The sequence below is a fragment of the Sphingomonas sp. So64.6b genome, from assembly GCF_014171475.1.
In the GTDB taxonomy this organism is placed as follows: domain Bacteria; phylum Pseudomonadota; class Alphaproteobacteria; order Sphingomonadales; family Sphingomonadaceae; genus Sphingomonas; species Sphingomonas alpina_A.
The window spans coordinates 3,300,397-3,317,294 of sequence record NZ_CP048817.1 but is presented as its reverse complement, the minus strand read 5'-3'; the positions used below and the strand labels follow the sequence as shown (position 1 = coordinate 3,317,294).

Genomic DNA, 16,898 nt, shown 5'->3' with positions numbered 1-16,898 from the left:
TTCATGAGTGGGGCATTCGTGAGTAGGGCGGCGGGGCAGATAATGCCGAGCCGTCGCGCGGTGCTTGCCGGGGTAGTGGCGCTGGCGGTTGCCGGGCCGGTGCGCGCGCAAGGTTTCGGGGCGGCGCGCTATCGCCGCGCGATGGTGATCGACGGGCTGTCGTCGATCGGCAATCTCGATCCAAAGGCGCCGGGCGTTCGCGCGCAGCTTGACGTCTTCCGCGCCTCGGGCCTGACCGCGATCAACCAGACGGTCGGCGCGGCGGGCAATACGCCGGACCGCTTCGGCGAGACATTGCGTCGCATCGCGCGCTACGAGCGCTTCATCCGCGCCTTTCCCGACCGGCTGCTCCATGTGCGCAGCGCGGCCGATCTGAAGCTGGCGCAGGACAGTAACCGGCTTGGGGTGATCTTCGGGTTCCAGGACTGCGTGCCGCTCGAAACCGAGATCGATCGGCTCGACCTGTTCGACCAGCTTGGCGTGCGCATCATCCAGCTGACCTATAACAAACGCAATCTGGTCGGTGACGGCTGCCTGGAAAGCGCCAATGGGGGCTTGAGCGATTATGGCCGTGAGGTCGTTGCCGGGCTCAATGCGCGGCGCATCATGGTCGATACCAGCCACGCGGGCGCGCGAACCATCGCGGATGCGATCGCCGCCTCGACCGCGCCGATCGTCATCAGCCATACCGGGTGCCGCGCGCTGGTCGACGTGCCGCGCAACACGTCCGACGCCGAGTTAAGGGCGCTGGCCGACAAGGGCGGCGTCGCCGGCATCTATTTCGTGCCGTTCCTGCGCGCCGCCGGCCAGCCGCGCGGCGAGGATGTGATCCGCCATATCGAACATGCGGTGAAGGTTGCGGGCGAGGATCATGTGGCGCTCGGCACCGATGGCGGCATCCGCGCGGCGCCGACCGGTCCGGCGGCGCTGACCGAGCAGCGGCAATTCTATGAGGAGCGCAAGGCGCTTGGCGTCGCCGCCCCGGGCGAGGCGCCCGATGTGCTCAACATCGTGCCCGAGTATAACGAGCCGACCCGGTTCTTGCGGCTTGCCGACGATCTGGCGGCGCGTGGCTGGCCCGAACGACGGATCGAAAAGCTGCTCGGCGCAAATTTCGCGCGGTTATGCGCCGATGTCTGGGGCGGCTGACAGCGAAGCGGCCATCCGTGCGACGATCTCGTCGAGGATCACGTCCGAGGTCGCGAAGTTGAGTCGGGCGAAACCGCGTCCCGGCGCGCCGAAGTCGAGGCCGGGCGATAGCGCGACCCTGGCGGAATCGAGAAAGAAACGTGCCGGATCGTCCAGCCCGAGCGCGCGGCAGTCGAGCCAGGCGAGATAACCCGCCTCTGGCGGCGTGAAACCGATGATCGGGCAATCGCGGCTGAGCGTCCTGAGCAACCGGTCCCGCCGATCCTGCAGATAGGCAACGCATTCGATCAGCCAGGCCTCGCCCGCATCGCTCCAGGCGGCGAGCGCGGCGCGCGCACCGAGCGTCGAAAAGGCGGTCCAGCGCGTCGGCGGCAGCGCCTTGAGGCGGGTGCGTAAATCGCCCGACGCGATGCACACCGCGGTCCTCAGGCCGGCGAGATTGAACGCCTTGCTCGGTGCGTTGAGCGTCACCGTGATTTCCGGTGCGATCGTCGCGAACGGGATATGCTTGTGTCCGGCGAAAGTGAGATCGGCATGGACCTCGTCCGAGACGATCGTCACGCCATGCTCCCGCGCGATCCGCGCCAGCGTCTCCAGCTCGGCGCGGCGGAAACAATGACCGCTTGGGTTATGCGGGTGGCAGAACAGGATCATCCGCACGCGCTGTGCCGCGACCACGCGTTCGAGATCGGCGAAATCGGTCATGCCGTCGACCAGTGGATGTTCGATCAGCTGTCGCCCGGCGATGCGCACCGAACCGAGCAGCGGCGGATAGGCGGGGGTCTGCACAAGCACCGCATCGCCCGGTCCGGTCAGCGCCTCGATGCAATTGGCGATCCCGCCGACCACATCGGGCATGACGATCATATCGGCCGGGTCGACTTGCCAGTCCCAGCGCCGCGTCGCCCAGCGCGCGAACGCTTCGGGAATGCCGCCCAGATCGCCTGCCATCGCATAGCCGAAATCGCCGAGCCGCACCGCCTCGGCCAGCGTTTCCGCGATCGCCGGCGCGGGCATCAGGTCCATATCGGCGATCCAGGCCGGGATCACATCGGCGGGATGATTGCCCCATTTACGCCCGCTGCGCGCACGCAATCCGGCCTGGTCGGGTACGACGATCATGACCGTCCGGTGCGCAGCCGGTCGCTGCGACGGCGCAGCAACTCGGCGGTACCGAGCAACAGGGTCGATGCAATCACCAGCAAGGTGGCGGCGGCGGTGATCGCCGGGCTGATCTGTTCGCGAACGCCTTCGAACATCTGCATCGGCAGCGTCTTCTGTTCGGGGCCGGCGATGAACAAGGCGATCACCGCTTCGTCGAACGAGGTCATGAAAGCGAACACCGCACCGGCACCGATGCCCGGCGCGATCAGCGGGGCGAGCACGCGCAACAAGGCGGTCGCCGGGCGCGCGCCAAGGCTGCTCGCGGCGCGCAGCAGCTCATAATCGAAACCCTGCAGCGCGGCGTGCACGACGATCACCACGAAAGGCAAGGCAAGCACGGTGTGGGCAATGACCAGCCCGGTGAAGCTGTTGACCAGGCCAAGCGGCGCGAACAGGAAATAGATCGCGATCGCCACCACCACCACCGGCACGACCATCGGCGCGGTAAGCAGGGCGACGATCATCGGTTTGGCGCGCGAGCGCATCGCCGACAGCCCGATCGCGGCGAGCGTGCCGAGCGGGGTCGCGATCAACGTGGTCACGCTGGCCACCGACAGGCTGTTGATCAGTGCGCGCGTCCAGTGCGGCGAGTCCGCCAGGGAACGATACCAGCGCAGCGACAGACCGCTCTCCGGGAAAACGAGAAAGGCGCTCGGGTTGAACGAGAGCGGCACCACGGCGAGGATCGGCAGCACCAGGAAAGCGAAGACCAGTGCGCAAAAGCCGATCAGCACGGCGCGGCCCGCGCGGTCGGCCGGCGAACGATAACCACTCATGCCGGCACCGTCCGCGCCAGCGTGCGCCCGGCGAACAGCATCAGCGTGAGCGGCAGCAGCAGCAACAGGCTGAGCGCCGCCGCCATGCCCCAGTTGAGCGACTGGTTGGTGTAGAAGGCGATCGACCCGCTGATCATCTGATCCGCGCCGCCGCCGACCAGGGCGGGCGTGAGATAATAACCCAGCGCGAGCGTGAAGACGATAATCGCGCCGGCCATCACGCCGGGCAGGGTCTGCGGCAGATAGACCCTGGCGAATGCGGTCAGCGGCGGCGCGCCGAGCGAGCTTGCGGCGCGCATCGCCGATGGCTGGATACCCTTCATCACGCCGTACAACGGCAGGATGAAGAAAGGCAGCAGGACGTGCGTCATCGCGATATAGACGCCGACCCGGTTGTAGAGCAGCTGGCGCGGCGCATCGATCAGGCCGATCCCTTCGAGCAGCCCGTTGACCACGCCATTGGTCTGCAACAGCACGACCCAGGCGGTGGTGCGTACCAGTGCCGAGGTCCAGAATGGCAGCAGCACCAGGATGAGCAGCGGATTGGCCTTACGGTCGGGCAATGACGCGAGCAGATAAGCGACCGGATAACCGAGTGCGGCGCAAAGCAACGCGACCACCGCGCTGATCTTGAAAGTGCGCAGCAGGATATCGACGAACACCGCCTGATCGGCAGGTACCTTGGTCAGCCGGCCATCGGCGTCGATCCGCCGGTCGAGCGCTGCGAGCAGGTAGAAGCTCGTGCTCGGCCCCGCCGCATGGCGCATCGCCCCCCAATAGGCGCGGTCGCGCCAGCGCGGATCGATCGCCGCGAGATCGGACAAGCCGCCGACCTTGGCGCCCGCCGCCAGCCGCGCCGAGGTCAGATAGAGCAGGCTGCGCGAGCCAACCCTGTCGTAATTGAGCCGGTTGGCCACGCGATTGAGCGTGCCCGCACGCCGCGCCGCGACGATATCGCCGGCGACGGTCCGGGCGAGCGCATCGCTGGGCAGCCCCGCGCCGTCCCATTGTCGCAACGCGACGGCGGCTCGCGGCCAGCTTTGCGGCAGTTCGGGATCGCTGACGCCGCGCGACAGCATCATCACCACCGGCAATACGAAGGTCGCGATCAGGAAGATCAATAACGGCGCGACCAGCGCGACGATCCACCAGCGCGGTCTGACCCTCGCCGCACGGGCGGCGGGTTCAGCGCGCGACCCAGGCATTGAATCGCTGAGTGAGCTGGTCGCCATATTCGACCCAGAAATCGCCGTCGAGCTGCAGCGCATCGGTCATGTTGGCCGGGTCGGTCGGCGTGTCGCGCTTGTAGACCGGGTCGATCCGCCGGCTCGCCTCGATGCTGGTCAGGCCGGTCGGCATGAACATCGCCAGCCGCATCTGGTTCTCCGGTCGCGTCATGTAGCGCAGCAGTTCGTTGGCTTCCTCGCGGCGCGGGCTGTTCTTCAGGATCACCCAATAATCGACGGCGTAGATATTCTGGTGCCAGTCGACCTTGAAATGGCGTTTTTCGGTGCGATTGGCGACGATCAGCCGGCCCGGGCTGGTCACCGACATCGCCACTTCGCCCGAGCCGAGCAGGTCGGGTACCTGCGAGATCGACGACCACCAGATGATCTGCGGCTTGAGCTGGTCGAGCTTGCGAAAGGCGCGGTCGACGCCGGCGGGCGTGCGCAATGTGGCATAGACTTGTGCCGGCGATACGCCGTCCGCCATCAGTGCGAATTCGAGCGTATATTTGGGCGTCTTGCGCATGCCGCGCTTGCCCGGGAAACGCTTCATATCCCAGAAATCGGCCCAGCTTTGCGGCCCCTTGCCCTTGATGCGGTCGCCATCGTAGCCGATCAGATAGGACCACAGCATCGCGCCGACGCCGCAGTCATGCACCGCGGTCGGAATAAAGGCGCGGCGCCCGCCGAGCTTGGCCCAGTCGAGCGGCTGGAACAGGCCTTCCTCGCAGCCGAGGATCAGGTCCTCGGTTTCGACCTGGACGATGTCCCAGCTCGAATCGCCGCCGATCACCTTGGTGCGGATCACGCCGACGCCGCCGTGCCAGGTGTCCTCGCGCAACGCCACGCCGGTCGATTTGGTGAAGGATGTCCAATAGGCTTTGCGATGCGCGTCCTGCGAGGATCCACCCCAGCCGACGATGGTCAGCGGGCGCACCGTCGAGGTCGGCCCGCATGAGGCGATGGCGAGCAGCGTGGCGCCCAGCGCTAGTGCGCCGATAATGCCTTTCCCCCAGCTCATCCGGCTTCCCCCAGCGGATCGTTGGTCCAGCCCTCGGCGGCAAACGCGAAGCAGCGATCGGTGCACCAGCCGAGCGCGAAACTGTCGGTCGGCGCGAGCACCGGCTGACGCGGCGCGCGGACGGTCAGCACGCCGCCCCCGGCGAGCGTCGCGCGGATGCGGCTGTGATCGCCATGATAAACCAGTTCGTCGACCTGTGCGTCGATCCGGTTGCAGAGCTGCGACAGGCCGACGGTCTCGACATGTTCGGGCCGGATCGTCGCGACGATCCGCGCACCCGGTGCGATATCGCCAACCGGCGTCGCGCGGATCGTCTGCCCGCCATCGAGCCTGATCTCGCATTCGTTGCCGGCACGCGAGGTAAGCTGCCCCGCCAGGCCGTTATTCTCGCCGACAAAGCCAGCGACAAAGGCGTTGGCGGGGTGTTCGTAGATCGCCTCGGGCGTGTCGACCTGCTGCACCGATCCATCGGCGAACACCGCGATCCGGTCCGACAGGGTCAGCGCCTCGCTCTGGTCGTGCGTGACATAGACGATGGTGAGTCCGAGCGCGCGCTGGATGCGCTTGATCTCGCTTTGCAGCCGTTCGCGCAATTGCCGGTCGAGCGCGCCAAGCGGTTCGTCCATCAACACGATATCGGGCTGAAAGATCAATGCGCGTGCGAGCGCGACGCGCTGGCGCTGACCGCCGGAGAGCGCGTCGGGGCGACGATGGCCGAGCCCATCGAGCCGCACCAATGCCAGCGCCGCATCGACCTTGGCCATTGCCTCCGCACCGCGAATGCCGCGCACACCAAGCGGGAAGGCGAGGTTTTGCGCCACGCTCATGTGCGGGAACAACGCATAATTCTGAAACACAACGCCCATGTTGCGCTTGTGCGGCGGCAGCTTTGCCAGCGAGCGCCCGTCGAGCAGGATATCGCCAGAATCGGGCGTTTCGAACCCGGCGAGCATCATCAGGGTGGTTGTCTTGCCCGAGCCGGACGGCCCGAGCAGTGTCAGAAATTCGCCCTTGCGCACCATCAGGTCGAGCCCGCTCACCGCTGCTCTCGCGCCACCGGGATAGCGTTTTTCGACCTTGCGGAACTCGACCAGGGGCGGCGCGGCGGGCGTCATCAGCCGGCGATCGTCCGATAGGAAATGGCGAGGCGACGGACGCCCTCGTCAATCTGTTCGGGTGTCGCATAGCTGTAGGACAAGCGGATATGGTTGCGCGGCGTGGTCGTATCGCCGCCGCTGGCGAAGAATTTGCTGCCGGGGATCAGGTTGACGCCACGTGCGGCCGCATCCGCGGCAAGCGCGTCGCCATCAACCTGTGCCGGCAAGGTCAACCAGACATAATAACCGCCCTCCGGCACGGCGAGCACCGCGTCGGGCAATTCTCGCCGCACCGCCGCGACGATCCGGTCGCGCCGCTCGCGATAAACCGACTGCACGCGCTCGATATGAGCCGCAAAGGCGGGGGAGCGGCCGAATTCGTAGATGATGCGCTGGACCAGCGGCGAGGAGCCGCCATCCGCTTTGAGCTGGATCAGCCGCGCGATCAACGCTGTGTCGGCCGCGACCCAGCCGATGCGCAGACCCGGCGCAACCAGCTTCGAAAACGTACCGAGGTGGAAGACATTGCCGGTCAGGTCGAGCGCCTTGAGCGAAGCGATCGTCTCGCCCTCGAACCGGACGCGGCGATAGGGCGTGTCCTCCACCACGAAGATGCCGAGCCGTTCGGCCAGGTCGATCAGCGCCTTGCGCCGCTCGATCGGCATGGTCGCGCCGGTCGGGTTATGGAAATCGGCGACGTTATAGATCAGCTTGGGCAGTGCCTGGCCCTGCGCGACGCGCTGCGCCAGCACGACTTCGAGTGCTGCGATGTCGATACCGTCATCATCCTGCCCGATCTCGATGAACTCGACGCCGAAGCTGCGAAAGATGGGGATCGCGGTGAAATAGGTCGGCGCGGTCACGACGATCGCGTCGCCTTCGTCAAGCAACAGCTTGCAGATCAGCTCGAGCCCATGCTTCGCGCCGTTGACGATCAGCAAGTGATCGGGGGTGAGCGCGCAACCGTCCTCGTTCATCAGCCCGGCCAGCCAGCCGCGCAGTTCGGGCTGACCATGGGTCGGCGAATATTGCAGCGTCTCTGCGCGATGCGTGTTGAGTGCTGCATGCGCGAACTCGGTCAGGTCGGGAAGCAATTGCGGCGCGGCGAAGCCGGAATCGAACGGAATGACGTCGGGGCCAAGTTCCGACGGAAAATGCGGCGCGGGAAAATTGGTCGAAAGCTTTGCGGCACGGCGCGCCAGGCGAATTTCACTCACAAGTTCAAGCCCCTCGGTCCGCTCGGGGGAGCGGATACCCTCTGCCTGAGACGATGCGCCGCGCGGGCAAATCCGCCACCCGGGCGATGCGAAATTGCGAGTGGCGGATTTCGCCGCCCCGCCGCTCATTCGCTATGGGCGGAGGAATCGAACATGCGCGTGAACTTCGGGGGGCGGGACTTCAGGAAATTCGCCGGTAGTGCCGCCTGGGTCGCGTGCGCCGCGATGCTGCTGGGCGCGAGCTATATGGCGGTGGCGCAGGATTTCGCCGATGGCGGCGCCTTTCCTTCGACCTATCGCCCTTTGCCACAGGCGCCGCTGGCGATCGTCGGCGCGTCGATCCTGACCGGCACGGGCGAGGAGATCGCCAGCGGCACGGTGTTGGTCCGCGATGGCAAGATCGAGGCGGTCGGCGCGGCACTGACAGTGCCCGATGGATATCAACGCATCGATGGGCACGGCAAATGGGTCACGCCGGGGATAATCGATGCGCATTCGCATCTCGGTGTCTATCCTTCGCCGAGCGTGCCCTCGCACGAGGATGGTAATGAGGCGAGTGCGCCGAACACCGCGGAGGTGTGGGCCGAACATTCGGTCTGGCCGCAGGATCCGAAGTTCCGGCTGGCCCGTGGCGGGGGCGTCACCTCGCTGCTGATTCTGCCCGGATCGGCAAACCTGTTCGGCGGACGTTCGGTCACGTTGAAGAATGTGCCCGCGGTGACCACCCAGGCGATGAAGTTCCCCGGCGCGCCCTACGGCCTGAAGATCGCGTGCGGGGAGAATCCCAAACGCGTTTACGGCGGCAAGGGCCGCGCGCCGATGACGCGGATGGGCAATGTCGCGGGCTATCGCAAGGCGTGGATCGACGCTGCCGACTATATGCGGCGCTGGGAGAAATGGGAAAAGGGCGGCAAGGCCGGCGAACCGCCCAAACGCGACCTGCAGCTGGAAACGCTGGCCGGCGTGCTCAAGGGCGAGATCCTCGTGCAGAATCATTGCTACCGCGCCGACGAGATGGCGGTGATGATCGATATCGCCAGGGAATTCGGCTTCAGGATCACCGCGTTCCATCACGCCAACGAAGCCTACAAGATCGCGCCGTTGCTGGCGAAAGAGGGTATTTGCGTCGCGACCTGGGCAAATAGCTGGGGCGCGAAGATGGAATCGCTCGACGGGATCGAGGAGAATGCGCCGATGATCGACGCGGCAGGGGGCTGCGCGATCATCCATTCCGACGATGGCCTGCTGATTCAGCGGCTCAATCAGGAAGCGGCGATCGCGATGACCGCGGCGAACCATGCCGGGATGTCGATCACGCGTGGCCAGGCGATCAAATGGGTCACCGCCAATCCAGCCAGAGCGATGGGCATCGCCGATCGCACCGGCTCGCTCGAGCCAGGCAAGATGGCGGATATCGTGTTGTGGAGTGCCGATCCTTTCAGCGTCTATGCGGTCGCCGAAAAAACCTGGATCGACGGCGCGCTGGCCTGGGACCGGGCCGACCCCCGTTATCAGGGTCCATCCGATTTCCTGCTCGGCCAGCCCGGACAGGAATTTGCCCGATGATCCGCATCCTGACCGCCATCGCAGCGCTCGGCATGGCCGCGCCGGCCGCCGCCGAAACCGTGGCGATTACCGGTGGGCGTGTCGTCACCATGGGACCGCAGGGCGAGCTGGCACGCGGTACGGTAATCGTCCGTGACGGCCGGATCGTCTCGGTCGGCGCCGATACGCCGGTGCCGGCCGGCGCGCGGATCATCGATGCGGCGGGCCGGATCGTCACGCCCGGGCTGGTCGCGTCAGGCACTGCGCTTGGCTTGATCGAGGTTCGCTTCGTCGCGGCGAGCGACGATCGCGGCAGTCATAATAGCGAGATCAGCGCCGCGTTCGATGCGGGGTACGGGCTCAATCCGGATTCGATACTGATCCCGGTGGCACGGCTTGGCGGCATCACCAGCGCGATCGCGACGCCGGTCTATGACGACGCGCCCAACCGCGAACTGCTGTTCGCGGGACAAGCGGCGGCGGTCTCGCTCGGCGGTGCGCCGATGCTGCGCAAGCGCGGCGTGGCGATGATCCTCGAAATGGGCGATGGCGGCGCCGAACGCGCCGGTGGCGCGCGTGCAGGGGAACTCGTTGCGCTGCATGCGGTGTTTGGCGAAGTGCGCGACTTCATGGCGCGCCGTGCCGCTTATGATCGCGGCGAGACGCGGACCTATTCGCTGTCGCATGCCGATCTCGAAGCGCTCGTGCCGGTGGTCGAGGGACGGATGCCGTTGCTGGTCAGCGTCAACCGCGCTTCGGATATTCGCGACGCGCTGGCCATGGCGCACGAAGAGCGGGTGAAGATCATCCTCGCCGGCGCGGGCGAGGGCTGGCGCGTCGCGCGCGAGATCGCCGCTGCCAGGGTGCCGGTACTGATCACGCCGATCGAGAATAGCCCGGCCTCGTTCGAACTGCTCGGTGCCACCCTCGGCAATGCCCGGCGGCTGGCCGAAGCCGGGGTGACGATCGCGATCCAGGGCAATGGCAATCACCGCGAGCGCGAAATGCGCTACAATGCCGGCAATGCCGTCGCCAACGGCCTGCCCTGGCAGGCGGGCCTTGCCGCCGTGACGATCAACCCGGCGCGCATCTTCGGTCTTGCCGACCGTATCGGCTCGCTTGAACCGGGCAAGGACGGCGATGTGGTGATCTGGGACGGCGATCCACTCGAGACGACAGCCCGCCCCGTCGCGGTGCTGATCGGCGGCGTCGACCAGCCGATGACGTCACGCGCCACGCAACTTCGCGACCGCTATCTTCCCGCCCTCAAGCAACGCTGAATCAACGGAGACGATCGATGAACGCCAACAAGCTCCTGCTCATCTATTCGGGCGTGCTGACCGCCGCGATGGCCTTTGCCATCGGCACCAGCGCGTCGGCCGACACCAAGCCGCAAAAAATGGTGTTCGACGAAATCGACGTGAAGCGCATCAATGTCCGCGAGGATGACGGCACGTTGCGCCTGGTCGTGTCCAACACCAGCCGCGCGCCGGGCATCATCTTCCATGGCAAGGAACGCCCTCACCCCAGCGGCAATCGCGGCGCGGGCATGATCTTCTTCAACAATGAAGGCACCGAAAATGGCGGGCTGGTCTTCAGTGGCGAGAAGGGCAAGGACGGCAAGGTTTCGGGCGGCGGTCATCTGAGCTTCGACCAGTATGAGCAGGACCAGGTCATCCAGCTGACCCAAAGCGAATATGACGGGCGGCGCTGGGCGGCGATGATCGTCAACGACCGGCCGGGCGAGGCGCTTGATTTCGACCTAGCGGAGCGTATCACCAAGATGCCCGACGGGCCGGCCAAGACCGCCGCGCTGCAAAAGGTCCAGGCCGACGGCACGTTCGGCCGCCAGCGCCTGTATGTCGGCAAGACCCGCGACCGGGAATCCGCGGTTATGCTTAACGATGCGATGGGCCGCCCGCGCATCCTGATGAAGGTGGCGCAGGACGGCAAAGCCTCGATCGACTTCCTCGATGAAAAGGGTGCCGTGCAGCGCTCAATGACGCCCGACGGCAAATGAAGCGTTTCGCTCCCCTCATCCTGACCGCGCTCGCGGCGTGTTCGACCGGCGAACATCCGCAAGCGCCGTCCGCGACGCCGGCGGCCGAGGCCCGTTCCGCGCCGATTGCGTTCCCCAGTACGTATCACGCGGCACCGTCGGGGCGTGTCGCGGTGGTTGGCGCGACGGTGCTGACCGCGACCGGCGCGGAGATCGCCAACGGCACGGTGCTGATGGCCGAGGGAAAGATCGTCGCGGTCGGCGCGGGCCTCGCCGTGCCGGACGGCTATGCGACGGTCGACGGGCGCGGGAAATGGGTCACGCCCGGGGTGATCGATGCACACTCGCATCTCGGCGCCTGGGCGCAGCCCGAAACGGTCGAAGCGGTCAACGACGTCAATGAGATGACCGACCCCAACACCGCCCAAGTGTGGGTCGAGCATTCGGTGTGGCCGCAGGATCCTGGCTTCGACACTGCGCGCGAGGCCGGGGTGACGACGATGATGATCCTGCCGGGCTCCGCCAATCTGTTCGGCGGGCGCACGGTGACGCTGCGCAACGTGCCGGCGGTGACGATGCAGGAGATGAAATTCCCCGGCGCGCCCTATGGTCTGAAGATCGCCTGTGGCGAGAACCCGAAGCGCGTCTATGGCGCCAAGGGCCGATCGCCGATGACGCGGATGGGTAATGTCGCGGGCTATCGCAAGGCGTGGATCGACGCCGCCGATTATGCACGGCGCTGGGACAAATGGGAAAAGGGCAGCAAGGCCGACGACCCGCCCAAGCGCGACTTGCAGATGGAGACGCTGGCCGGCGTGCTGAAGGGTGAGATCCTCGTCCAGAATCATTGCTACCGCGCCGACGAAATGGCCAACATGATCGATATCGCGCACGAGTTCGGATTCAGGATCAGCGCGTTTCATCACGCCAACGAAGCGTACAAGATCGCGCCCCTGCTGGTGAAAGAAGGCATCTGCGTCGCCACTTGGGCAAGTTGGTGGGGGTACAAGATGGAAGTGTATGACGCGATCGAGGAAAACGCGCCGATCGTCCATCAAGCCGGCGGCTGCGCGATCATCCATTCCGACGATCCGATCGGCATTCAGCGGCTCAACCAGGAAGCGGCGGTCGCTTTGTCGTCGGCCTGGCGCGCGGGGATGAAAATCCCCAAGGCCGATGCGGTCAAATGGTTCACCGCCAATCCGGCAAAGGCGCTCGGCATCGCTGACAGAACGGGTACGCTTGAACCCGGCAAGCTGGCCGATGTCGTGCTGTGGAGCGCGGACCCGTTCAGCATCTACGCACGCGCCGACCGGGTGTGGATCGAGGGTAACACGGTCTTCGACCGGGCCGACCCGCAGTATCGCCGTCATTCCGATTTCACGCTGGGCCAAGCGGGAGCCACGCCATGATCCGTCAAATGCTGATGGCGGCAGCACTGATTGCCGCTGCGCCCGCTACTGCCGAAACTGTCGCGATCGTCGATGCGCGTATCCTGACCATGGGGCCGGCGGGCGAGATCGCGAACGGCACGATCGTGATGCGCGATGGCCGCATCGTCGCGGTCGGGCCGATGGTTGCGGTGCCTCCGAACGCGCGTGTGATCGACGGCAAGGGCGGGATCGTCGCGCCCGGCTTCATCCAGGCGGACAGTACGCTGGGCGCGGTGGAGGTGAGCCAGGTGCCGCCAAGCGCCGATCGCGCGACGCACAGCGCGGCGATCAGCGCGGGGTTCGATATCTCGCAGGGACTCAATCCGGATTCGATCCTGCTGCCGGTCGCGCGGCTCGCCGGGATCACTCATGCGGTGACCGCGCCGTTATACGACGACCGTAGTGGCCGCGAACTCCAGTTTGCCGGGCAGGCGGCTGTGATCGACCTCGGCCAGCAGCCCGAGATGGTCACCCGACCGCGTGTGGCGATGGTGATCGAGATGGGCGAGGGCGGGGCTGAACGCGCCGGCGGCGCGCGCGGTGCGGCGATCGTCCAGCTTCGCGAAACGATCGCCGATGTGCGCCACTTCATGCGCAATCGGGCAGCCTATGATCGCGGCGCGGGCCGGCCGCAGCCGCTGTCGCGGATCGATCTCGAAGCGTTGATCCCGATGGTCGAGGGGCGCATGCCGCTGATCGTCAAGGTCGATCGCGCGTCGGATATCATCGAGATGATCGCCTTTGCCCGCGCGGAAAAGCTCAAGATCATCGTCGATGGCGGCGGTGAGGGCTGGCGTGTCGCCGCCGCCATCGCCGCGGCGCAGGTCCCGGTGGTGGTCGACCCGCTCGCCGATCTGCCGCGCAGCTTTTCGGAGATCGGCGCGACGATGGATAATGCCGCCAAGCTTGCCGCGGCCGGGGTCACCGTCATCATCAAGACCGGCAGCGGTGTGGCGCACCGGGCACGCGAGCTTCGTTATGGTGCGGGCAACGCCGTCGCCTGGGGCTTGCCGTTCGACGCGGCGCTGGCCGCGATCACGATCAACCCGGCACGCGTGTTCGGCGTGGCGGACCGGATTGGTTCGCTCGAACCGGGTAAGGAAGCCGATCTGGTACTATGGAACGGCGACCCGCTCGAACCACTGTCGCGCCCGCTCGCCTTGTTCATCAAGGGGCGGCAGATGCCGCTCACCGCGCGGCCGCTGGAACTGCGCGACCGTTATATGAAGGCCGTGCCGTGAAATTCGTCGCGCGGCTTGCCGTATTTGGGCTGTGTCTCGTCGCGACCGCGGCTCAGGCCAGGCCGGTCTATGAGGTAAAGGCGAGCTTCGACGCCGCGCATAAGCTCAGCGCCGATGTGACGATCACATTGCCACCAGGCGACATGGCGAAGGAAATCGAGTTCGTCCTGTCGAACCGCTTCGTGCTGAAGCCCGTCAGGGTCGCCGGGCCGGCGCGTGTCGCGATTGGCAAGACCGCCCGCCCGATGCGCGGCCTGACGAGCATCCGGGTCATTCCACGCGGTACGCCGGCGCAGGCGGTGGTCGTCCGGCTTATCTATGCCGGGCCGATCGACTCGGCCGGCAGCGATTTCTTCTCGCCCGGCCTGATCGAATTGTCGCTCGAAGCCGGCTGGATTCCGTTCCGCAGCGACCTGACGCTCGACTATGCGATCGATGCGCGGATCGCCGGGATTCCGGCGGGCATGGATGTCGTTTCGCAAGGCAAGGTAAGCCGGGAGAAGGACGGTATGGTCGCCATCCACCGCGGTTATGCCGATGTCGATTTGCCGATCATCGCCGTGCCGGGTCTGAAGCATGAGGACAAGGACGGGCTCGATTTCGCTGCAGCCAACCCGAGTGACCCGCTGGTCGCGTTGATGAAGATGCATGCCGCCGGTGCGGCGCGTTTCTATGCCGACTTGCTCGGGCCGGCGACGTACGCGCCGATTCGCATGACGATCGTGCCGCGCGAGGCGAGCGGCGGATATGCGCGGGCCGGTTTCGTGGTCATGCCCGATTTTCGCAAGCCTGGCGCGCCGACGCCCGACTATGACGAGAGCAGCCCGGCCCGTTTCGTCGCGCACGAGATCTTCCATGCCTGGCGGCCCGGTTTCAGCAGCGATTATGCGAATTACTGGATGTCGGAGGCCTATGCCGAATTTTACGGCCTGCGTTATGTCGAATCCCGGCTCGGCCTGGCCGAGCGGCAAAAGATGCTCGATCGCAAGCGGCCTGCGCTGGCGACGGCAGGACCGTTGATCACGCCGGGCAAACGGCCCGGCAACGCGGCGATGTATCAGAAGGGCGCTGTGATGCTGTTCGATCTGGAACAGGATATCGGCCGCCCCGCACTCGACACATTGCTTACCGGGCCTGACGCGCCGCGCACCACCGCCGGATTGCTCAAGGCCATGAATGCCGTTGCGGGTGCCGCCCGCACCGCGGCTTTCGAACACGCGCTCACTCACTAAGCACAGGAAGAACGACCATGAAGCAAATCGGCGGCGCTATCGTCACGCCTACAGGCCAGACCTTGCCCCTTTCGGCGGCGATCGAAGCGAACGGGCTGGTGTTCGTCTCGGGGCAATTGCCGATGCGCGACGGCGCGATCGTCGGCGACGACATCACGACCCAGACCGGCGCGGTGATCGACGCGATCGAAGCGGTGCTGGACAAGGCCGGGCTGACGCTAGCCACTGTTGCCAAGACGACGGTGTGGATCACGCGGATCGAGGATTTTGCGGCGTTCAATGCGGTCTATGCCGCACGTTTCGCCGCGCCCTATCCGGCGCGCGCCACCGTGGTCTCCGCGCTCGCGGTGCCCGGCGCGCTGGTCGAGATCGACGCGATCGCGGTGCGCTAGCTACGGGTGACCTCGTCGATACTTAGCCGTTGCGCTTAGCGACTTTAGCTGATACTTAGCCTAATGGATCAGTAATATCGCAGACAAATAAGGGACGGACATGGGATCGACCGATATGAGCCGGCGCGGTGTGATAATCGGGCTTTGCGCCACGCCTGGCGTGGCGCTTGCCCGGGGCCGGGCGGCTAAGGCTTTCACCAAAACCGGATTGGCGTCGGTGGAAACGGTCCTGCGCAAACATATCGCGGCTGGATATGCGCCCGGGCTGGTCGCGCTGATCGGTCGGGGCACTGAGGTTGTGCCGTTCGTGCTGGGCTCGCTGGAATTCGAGCGCGAACGGCCGGCGCAACGTGATTCGATTTTTCGCATCGCCTCGATGACCAAGCCGATCACGGCGGTCGCTGCGCTGATGCTGGCCGAACGCGGTGTCTTCAAGCTTTCCGACCCGGTCGACACGCTGCTTCCCGAACTCGCCGACCGCAAGGTGATGCGCCATCCCGATGGCCCGCTCGACGATGTCGTGCCGGCCGAACGTCCGATCACGATCGAGGATCTCCTGACCTTCCGCTTCGGTCATGGCATCAGCCTGGACGAGCGCCCGACCGCGCTGCAGCAGGCGGTGTCGGGCCTTCCGGGATTCGGCATGCCCGACCCCACTTCGCCGCTGACGCCGGACGCTTGGATGAAGCGCATCGGTGCCTTGCCGCTGGCGGCGCAGCCCGGTTCACGCTGGTCCTACAGCACTGGCTCGGACGTGCTTGGCGTGCTGATCGCGCGGGCCGCGAAGAAGCCGCTGGGCGAGGTGTTCAGGGAACGCATCTTCGATCCGCTCGGCATGTCCGACACCGGCTTCGCGGTTTCGCCGGCGCAGATCAAACGGCTTGCCACCGGTTATCTGGCGCAGGACGGCAAGCTTTCCGTATTCGACCGCCCCGATGGCGCCTATGCGCACGAGCCAAGCTTTCCCGAGGGCGATAGCGGCCTTGTTTCCACCGCCACCGATTATATGCGCTTCGCCCGTTTCCTGATGTCCGGCCTCGATGCGCAGGGTCGGCGACTGCTTTCCGGCAAGTCGATCGCGGCGATGACGCGCAACCACCTGACCGCCGAGCAGATGAAGACCGCGGGAATCATTCTTGGCGACAAGGGTTGGGGCTATGGCGTGGGCGTGGCGGTCGCCCCCACCGCTGATGGGTTACGCGCGGGTGCCTATGGCTGGAATGGCGGGTTCGGGACCAGCTGGCTCAACGACCCGGCCGCGGATCTGACCGCGATCCTGCTGACCAACCGGTATTTCGACGGACCGGACACGCCGCCCATACATACCGAATTCCGGCACGCGACCTATGCGGCGCTGAGCTGATCCGGGACAATGCCGCACCCGTCCGGCGAGTCATCCGGTAAGC

The 16,898-nt window shown here is 66.0% G+C and carries 15 protein-coding genes; 9 read left to right on the top strand and 6 right to left on the bottom strand.

Going from position 1 to position 16,898, the window contains the following annotated elements:
- The first annotated feature begins 42 nt into the window (after positions 1-42).
- The gene (locus tag G4G27_RS15975; RefSeq protein ID WP_183109569.1) at positions 43-1,149 is read left to right on the top strand and encodes a membrane dipeptidase; all 1,107 of its coding nucleotides are present in this window, start codon (positions 43-45) and stop codon (positions 1,147-1,149) included.
- Here the strand turns inward: G4G27_RS15975 and G4G27_RS15970 are convergent.
- From G4G27_RS15970 to G4G27_RS15945, 6 genes are read right to left on the bottom strand one after another with little or no spacing between them, the layout of a single operon-like run.
- Positions 1,123-2,271, bottom strand: a complete 1,149-nt coding sequence (locus G4G27_RS15970) for a PatB family C-S lyase (RefSeq protein ID WP_183109568.1) — start codon at positions 2,269-2,271, stop codon at positions 1,123-1,125. The genes G4G27_RS15975 and G4G27_RS15970 overlap by 27 nt on opposite strands.
- The gene (locus G4G27_RS15965; protein WP_183109567.1) at positions 2,268-3,089 is read right to left on the bottom strand and encodes an ABC transporter permease; all 822 of its coding nucleotides are present in this window, start codon (positions 3,087-3,089) and stop codon (positions 2,268-2,270) included. Before G4G27_RS15965 ends, G4G27_RS15970 begins: the two co-directional genes overlap by 4 nt.
- Positions 3,086-4,294 carry an ABC transporter permease gene (locus tag G4G27_RS15960; RefSeq protein ID WP_202049592.1) on the bottom strand — a complete coding sequence of 403 codons (1,209 nt, stop codon included), beginning with the start codon at positions 4,292-4,294 and terminating at the stop codon, positions 3,086-3,088. Before G4G27_RS15960 ends, G4G27_RS15965 begins: the two co-directional genes overlap by 4 nt.
- Positions 4,275-5,336, bottom strand: coding sequence for an ABC transporter substrate-binding protein (locus tag G4G27_RS15955; protein ID WP_183109565.1), 1,062 nt, complete (start codon positions 5,334-5,336; stop codon positions 4,275-4,277). The genes G4G27_RS15960 and G4G27_RS15955 overlap by 20 nt, the downstream gene beginning before the upstream one ends.
- The gene (locus G4G27_RS15950) at positions 5,333-6,451 is read right to left on the bottom strand and encodes an ABC transporter ATP-binding protein (protein WP_183109564.1); all 1,119 of its coding nucleotides are present in this window, start codon (positions 6,449-6,451) and stop codon (positions 5,333-5,335) included. The genes G4G27_RS15955 and G4G27_RS15950 overlap by 4 nt, the downstream gene beginning before the upstream one ends.
- Positions 6,451-7,650, bottom strand: coding sequence for a PLP-dependent aminotransferase family protein (locus G4G27_RS15945; protein ID WP_183109563.1), 1,200 nt, complete (start codon positions 7,648-7,650; stop codon positions 6,451-6,453). The genes G4G27_RS15950 and G4G27_RS15945 overlap by 1 nt, the downstream gene beginning before the upstream one ends.
- A gap of 153 nt (positions 7,651-7,803) precedes the next feature.
- Between G4G27_RS15945 and G4G27_RS15940 the strand changes: the two genes are divergently transcribed.
- From G4G27_RS15940 to G4G27_RS15905, 8 genes are all read left to right on the top strand, one after another.
- The gene (locus tag G4G27_RS15940; protein WP_183109562.1) at positions 7,804-9,216 is read left to right on the top strand and encodes an amidohydrolase; all 1,413 of its coding nucleotides are present in this window, start codon (positions 7,804-7,806) and stop codon (positions 9,214-9,216) included.
- Entirely contained in the window at positions 9,213-10,475 is a 1,263-nt protein-coding gene (locus G4G27_RS15935) for an amidohydrolase family protein (protein ID WP_183109561.1), read from the top strand. The genes G4G27_RS15940 and G4G27_RS15935 overlap by 4 nt, the downstream gene beginning before the upstream one ends.
- Positions 10,476-10,492: 17 nt before the next feature.
- Positions 10,493-11,215 (top strand): hypothetical protein, encoded by a 723-nt coding sequence (locus G4G27_RS15930; RefSeq protein WP_183109560.1) that lies wholly within the window; start codon positions 10,493-10,495, stop codon positions 11,213-11,215.
- Positions 11,212-12,606, top strand: a complete 1,395-nt coding sequence (locus tag G4G27_RS15925) for an amidohydrolase (RefSeq protein WP_183109559.1) — start codon at positions 11,212-11,214, stop codon at positions 12,604-12,606. The genes G4G27_RS15930 and G4G27_RS15925 overlap by 4 nt, the downstream gene beginning before the upstream one ends.
- Positions 12,603-13,868: an amidohydrolase family protein gene (locus G4G27_RS15920; RefSeq protein ID WP_183109558.1), complete on the top strand. Its 1,266-nt coding sequence runs from the start codon at positions 12,603-12,605 to the stop codon at positions 13,866-13,868. Before G4G27_RS15925 ends, G4G27_RS15920 begins: the two co-directional genes overlap by 4 nt.
- Complete coding sequence (locus G4G27_RS15915; RefSeq protein ID WP_183109557.1) at positions 13,865-15,100, top strand: hypothetical protein; 1,236 nt, start codon at positions 13,865-13,867, stop codon at positions 15,098-15,100. The genes G4G27_RS15920 and G4G27_RS15915 overlap by 4 nt, the downstream gene beginning before the upstream one ends.
- Before the next feature lie 17 nt (positions 15,101-15,117).
- A complete protein-coding gene (locus G4G27_RS15910) occupies positions 15,118-15,492 on the top strand; it encodes a RidA family protein (RefSeq protein ID WP_183109556.1) in 375 nt (124 codons plus the stop codon).
- A 100-nt stretch (positions 15,493-15,592) separates the two neighbouring features.
- Entirely contained in the window at positions 15,593-16,855 is a 1,263-nt protein-coding gene (locus tag G4G27_RS15905; protein ID WP_202049591.1) for a serine hydrolase domain-containing protein, read from the top strand.
- Positions 16,856-16,898: the final 43 nt, after the last annotated feature.

Excerpts from the sequence above, each read along its gene's own strand:
- G4G27_RS15975 (WP_183109569.1), top strand. The coding sequence starts at position 43 with ATGCCGAGCCGTCGCGCGGTGCTTGCCGGGGTAGTGGCGCTGGCGGTT.
- G4G27_RS15970 (WP_183109568.1), bottom strand. The coding sequence starts at position 2,271 with ATGATCGTCGTACCCGACCAGGCCGGATTGCGTGCGCGCAGCGGGCGT.
- G4G27_RS15965 (WP_183109567.1), bottom strand. The coding sequence starts at position 3,089 with ATGAGTGGTTATCGTTCGCCGGCCGACCGCGCGGGCCGCGCCGTGCTG.
- G4G27_RS15960 (WP_202049592.1), bottom strand. The coding sequence starts at position 4,294 with ATGCCTGGGTCGCGCGCTGAACCCGCCGCCCGTGCGGCGAGGGTCAGA.
- G4G27_RS15955 (WP_183109565.1), bottom strand. The coding sequence starts at position 5,336 with ATGAGCTGGGGGAAAGGCATTATCGGCGCACTAGCGCTGGGCGCCACG.
- G4G27_RS15950 (WP_183109564.1), bottom strand. The coding sequence starts at position 6,451 with ATGACGCCCGCCGCGCCGCCCCTGGTCGAGTTCCGCAAGGTCGAAAAA.
- G4G27_RS15940 (WP_183109562.1), top strand. The coding sequence starts at position 7,804 with ATGCGCGTGAACTTCGGGGGGCGGGACTTCAGGAAATTCGCCGGTAGT.
- G4G27_RS15935 (WP_183109561.1), top strand. The coding sequence starts at position 9,213 with ATGATCCGCATCCTGACCGCCATCGCAGCGCTCGGCATGGCCGCGCCG.
- G4G27_RS15930 (WP_183109560.1), top strand. The coding sequence starts at position 10,493 with ATGAACGCCAACAAGCTCCTGCTCATCTATTCGGGCGTGCTGACCGCC.
- G4G27_RS15925 (WP_183109559.1), top strand. The coding sequence starts at position 11,212 with ATGAAGCGTTTCGCTCCCCTCATCCTGACCGCGCTCGCGGCGTGTTCG.
- G4G27_RS15920 (WP_183109558.1), top strand. The coding sequence starts at position 12,603 with ATGATCCGTCAAATGCTGATGGCGGCAGCACTGATTGCCGCTGCGCCC.
- G4G27_RS15910 (WP_183109556.1), top strand. The coding sequence starts at position 15,118 with ATGAAGCAAATCGGCGGCGCTATCGTCACGCCTACAGGCCAGACCTTG.
- G4G27_RS15905 (WP_202049591.1), top strand. The coding sequence starts at position 15,593 with ATGGGATCGACCGATATGAGCCGGCGCGGTGTGATAATCGGGCTTTGC.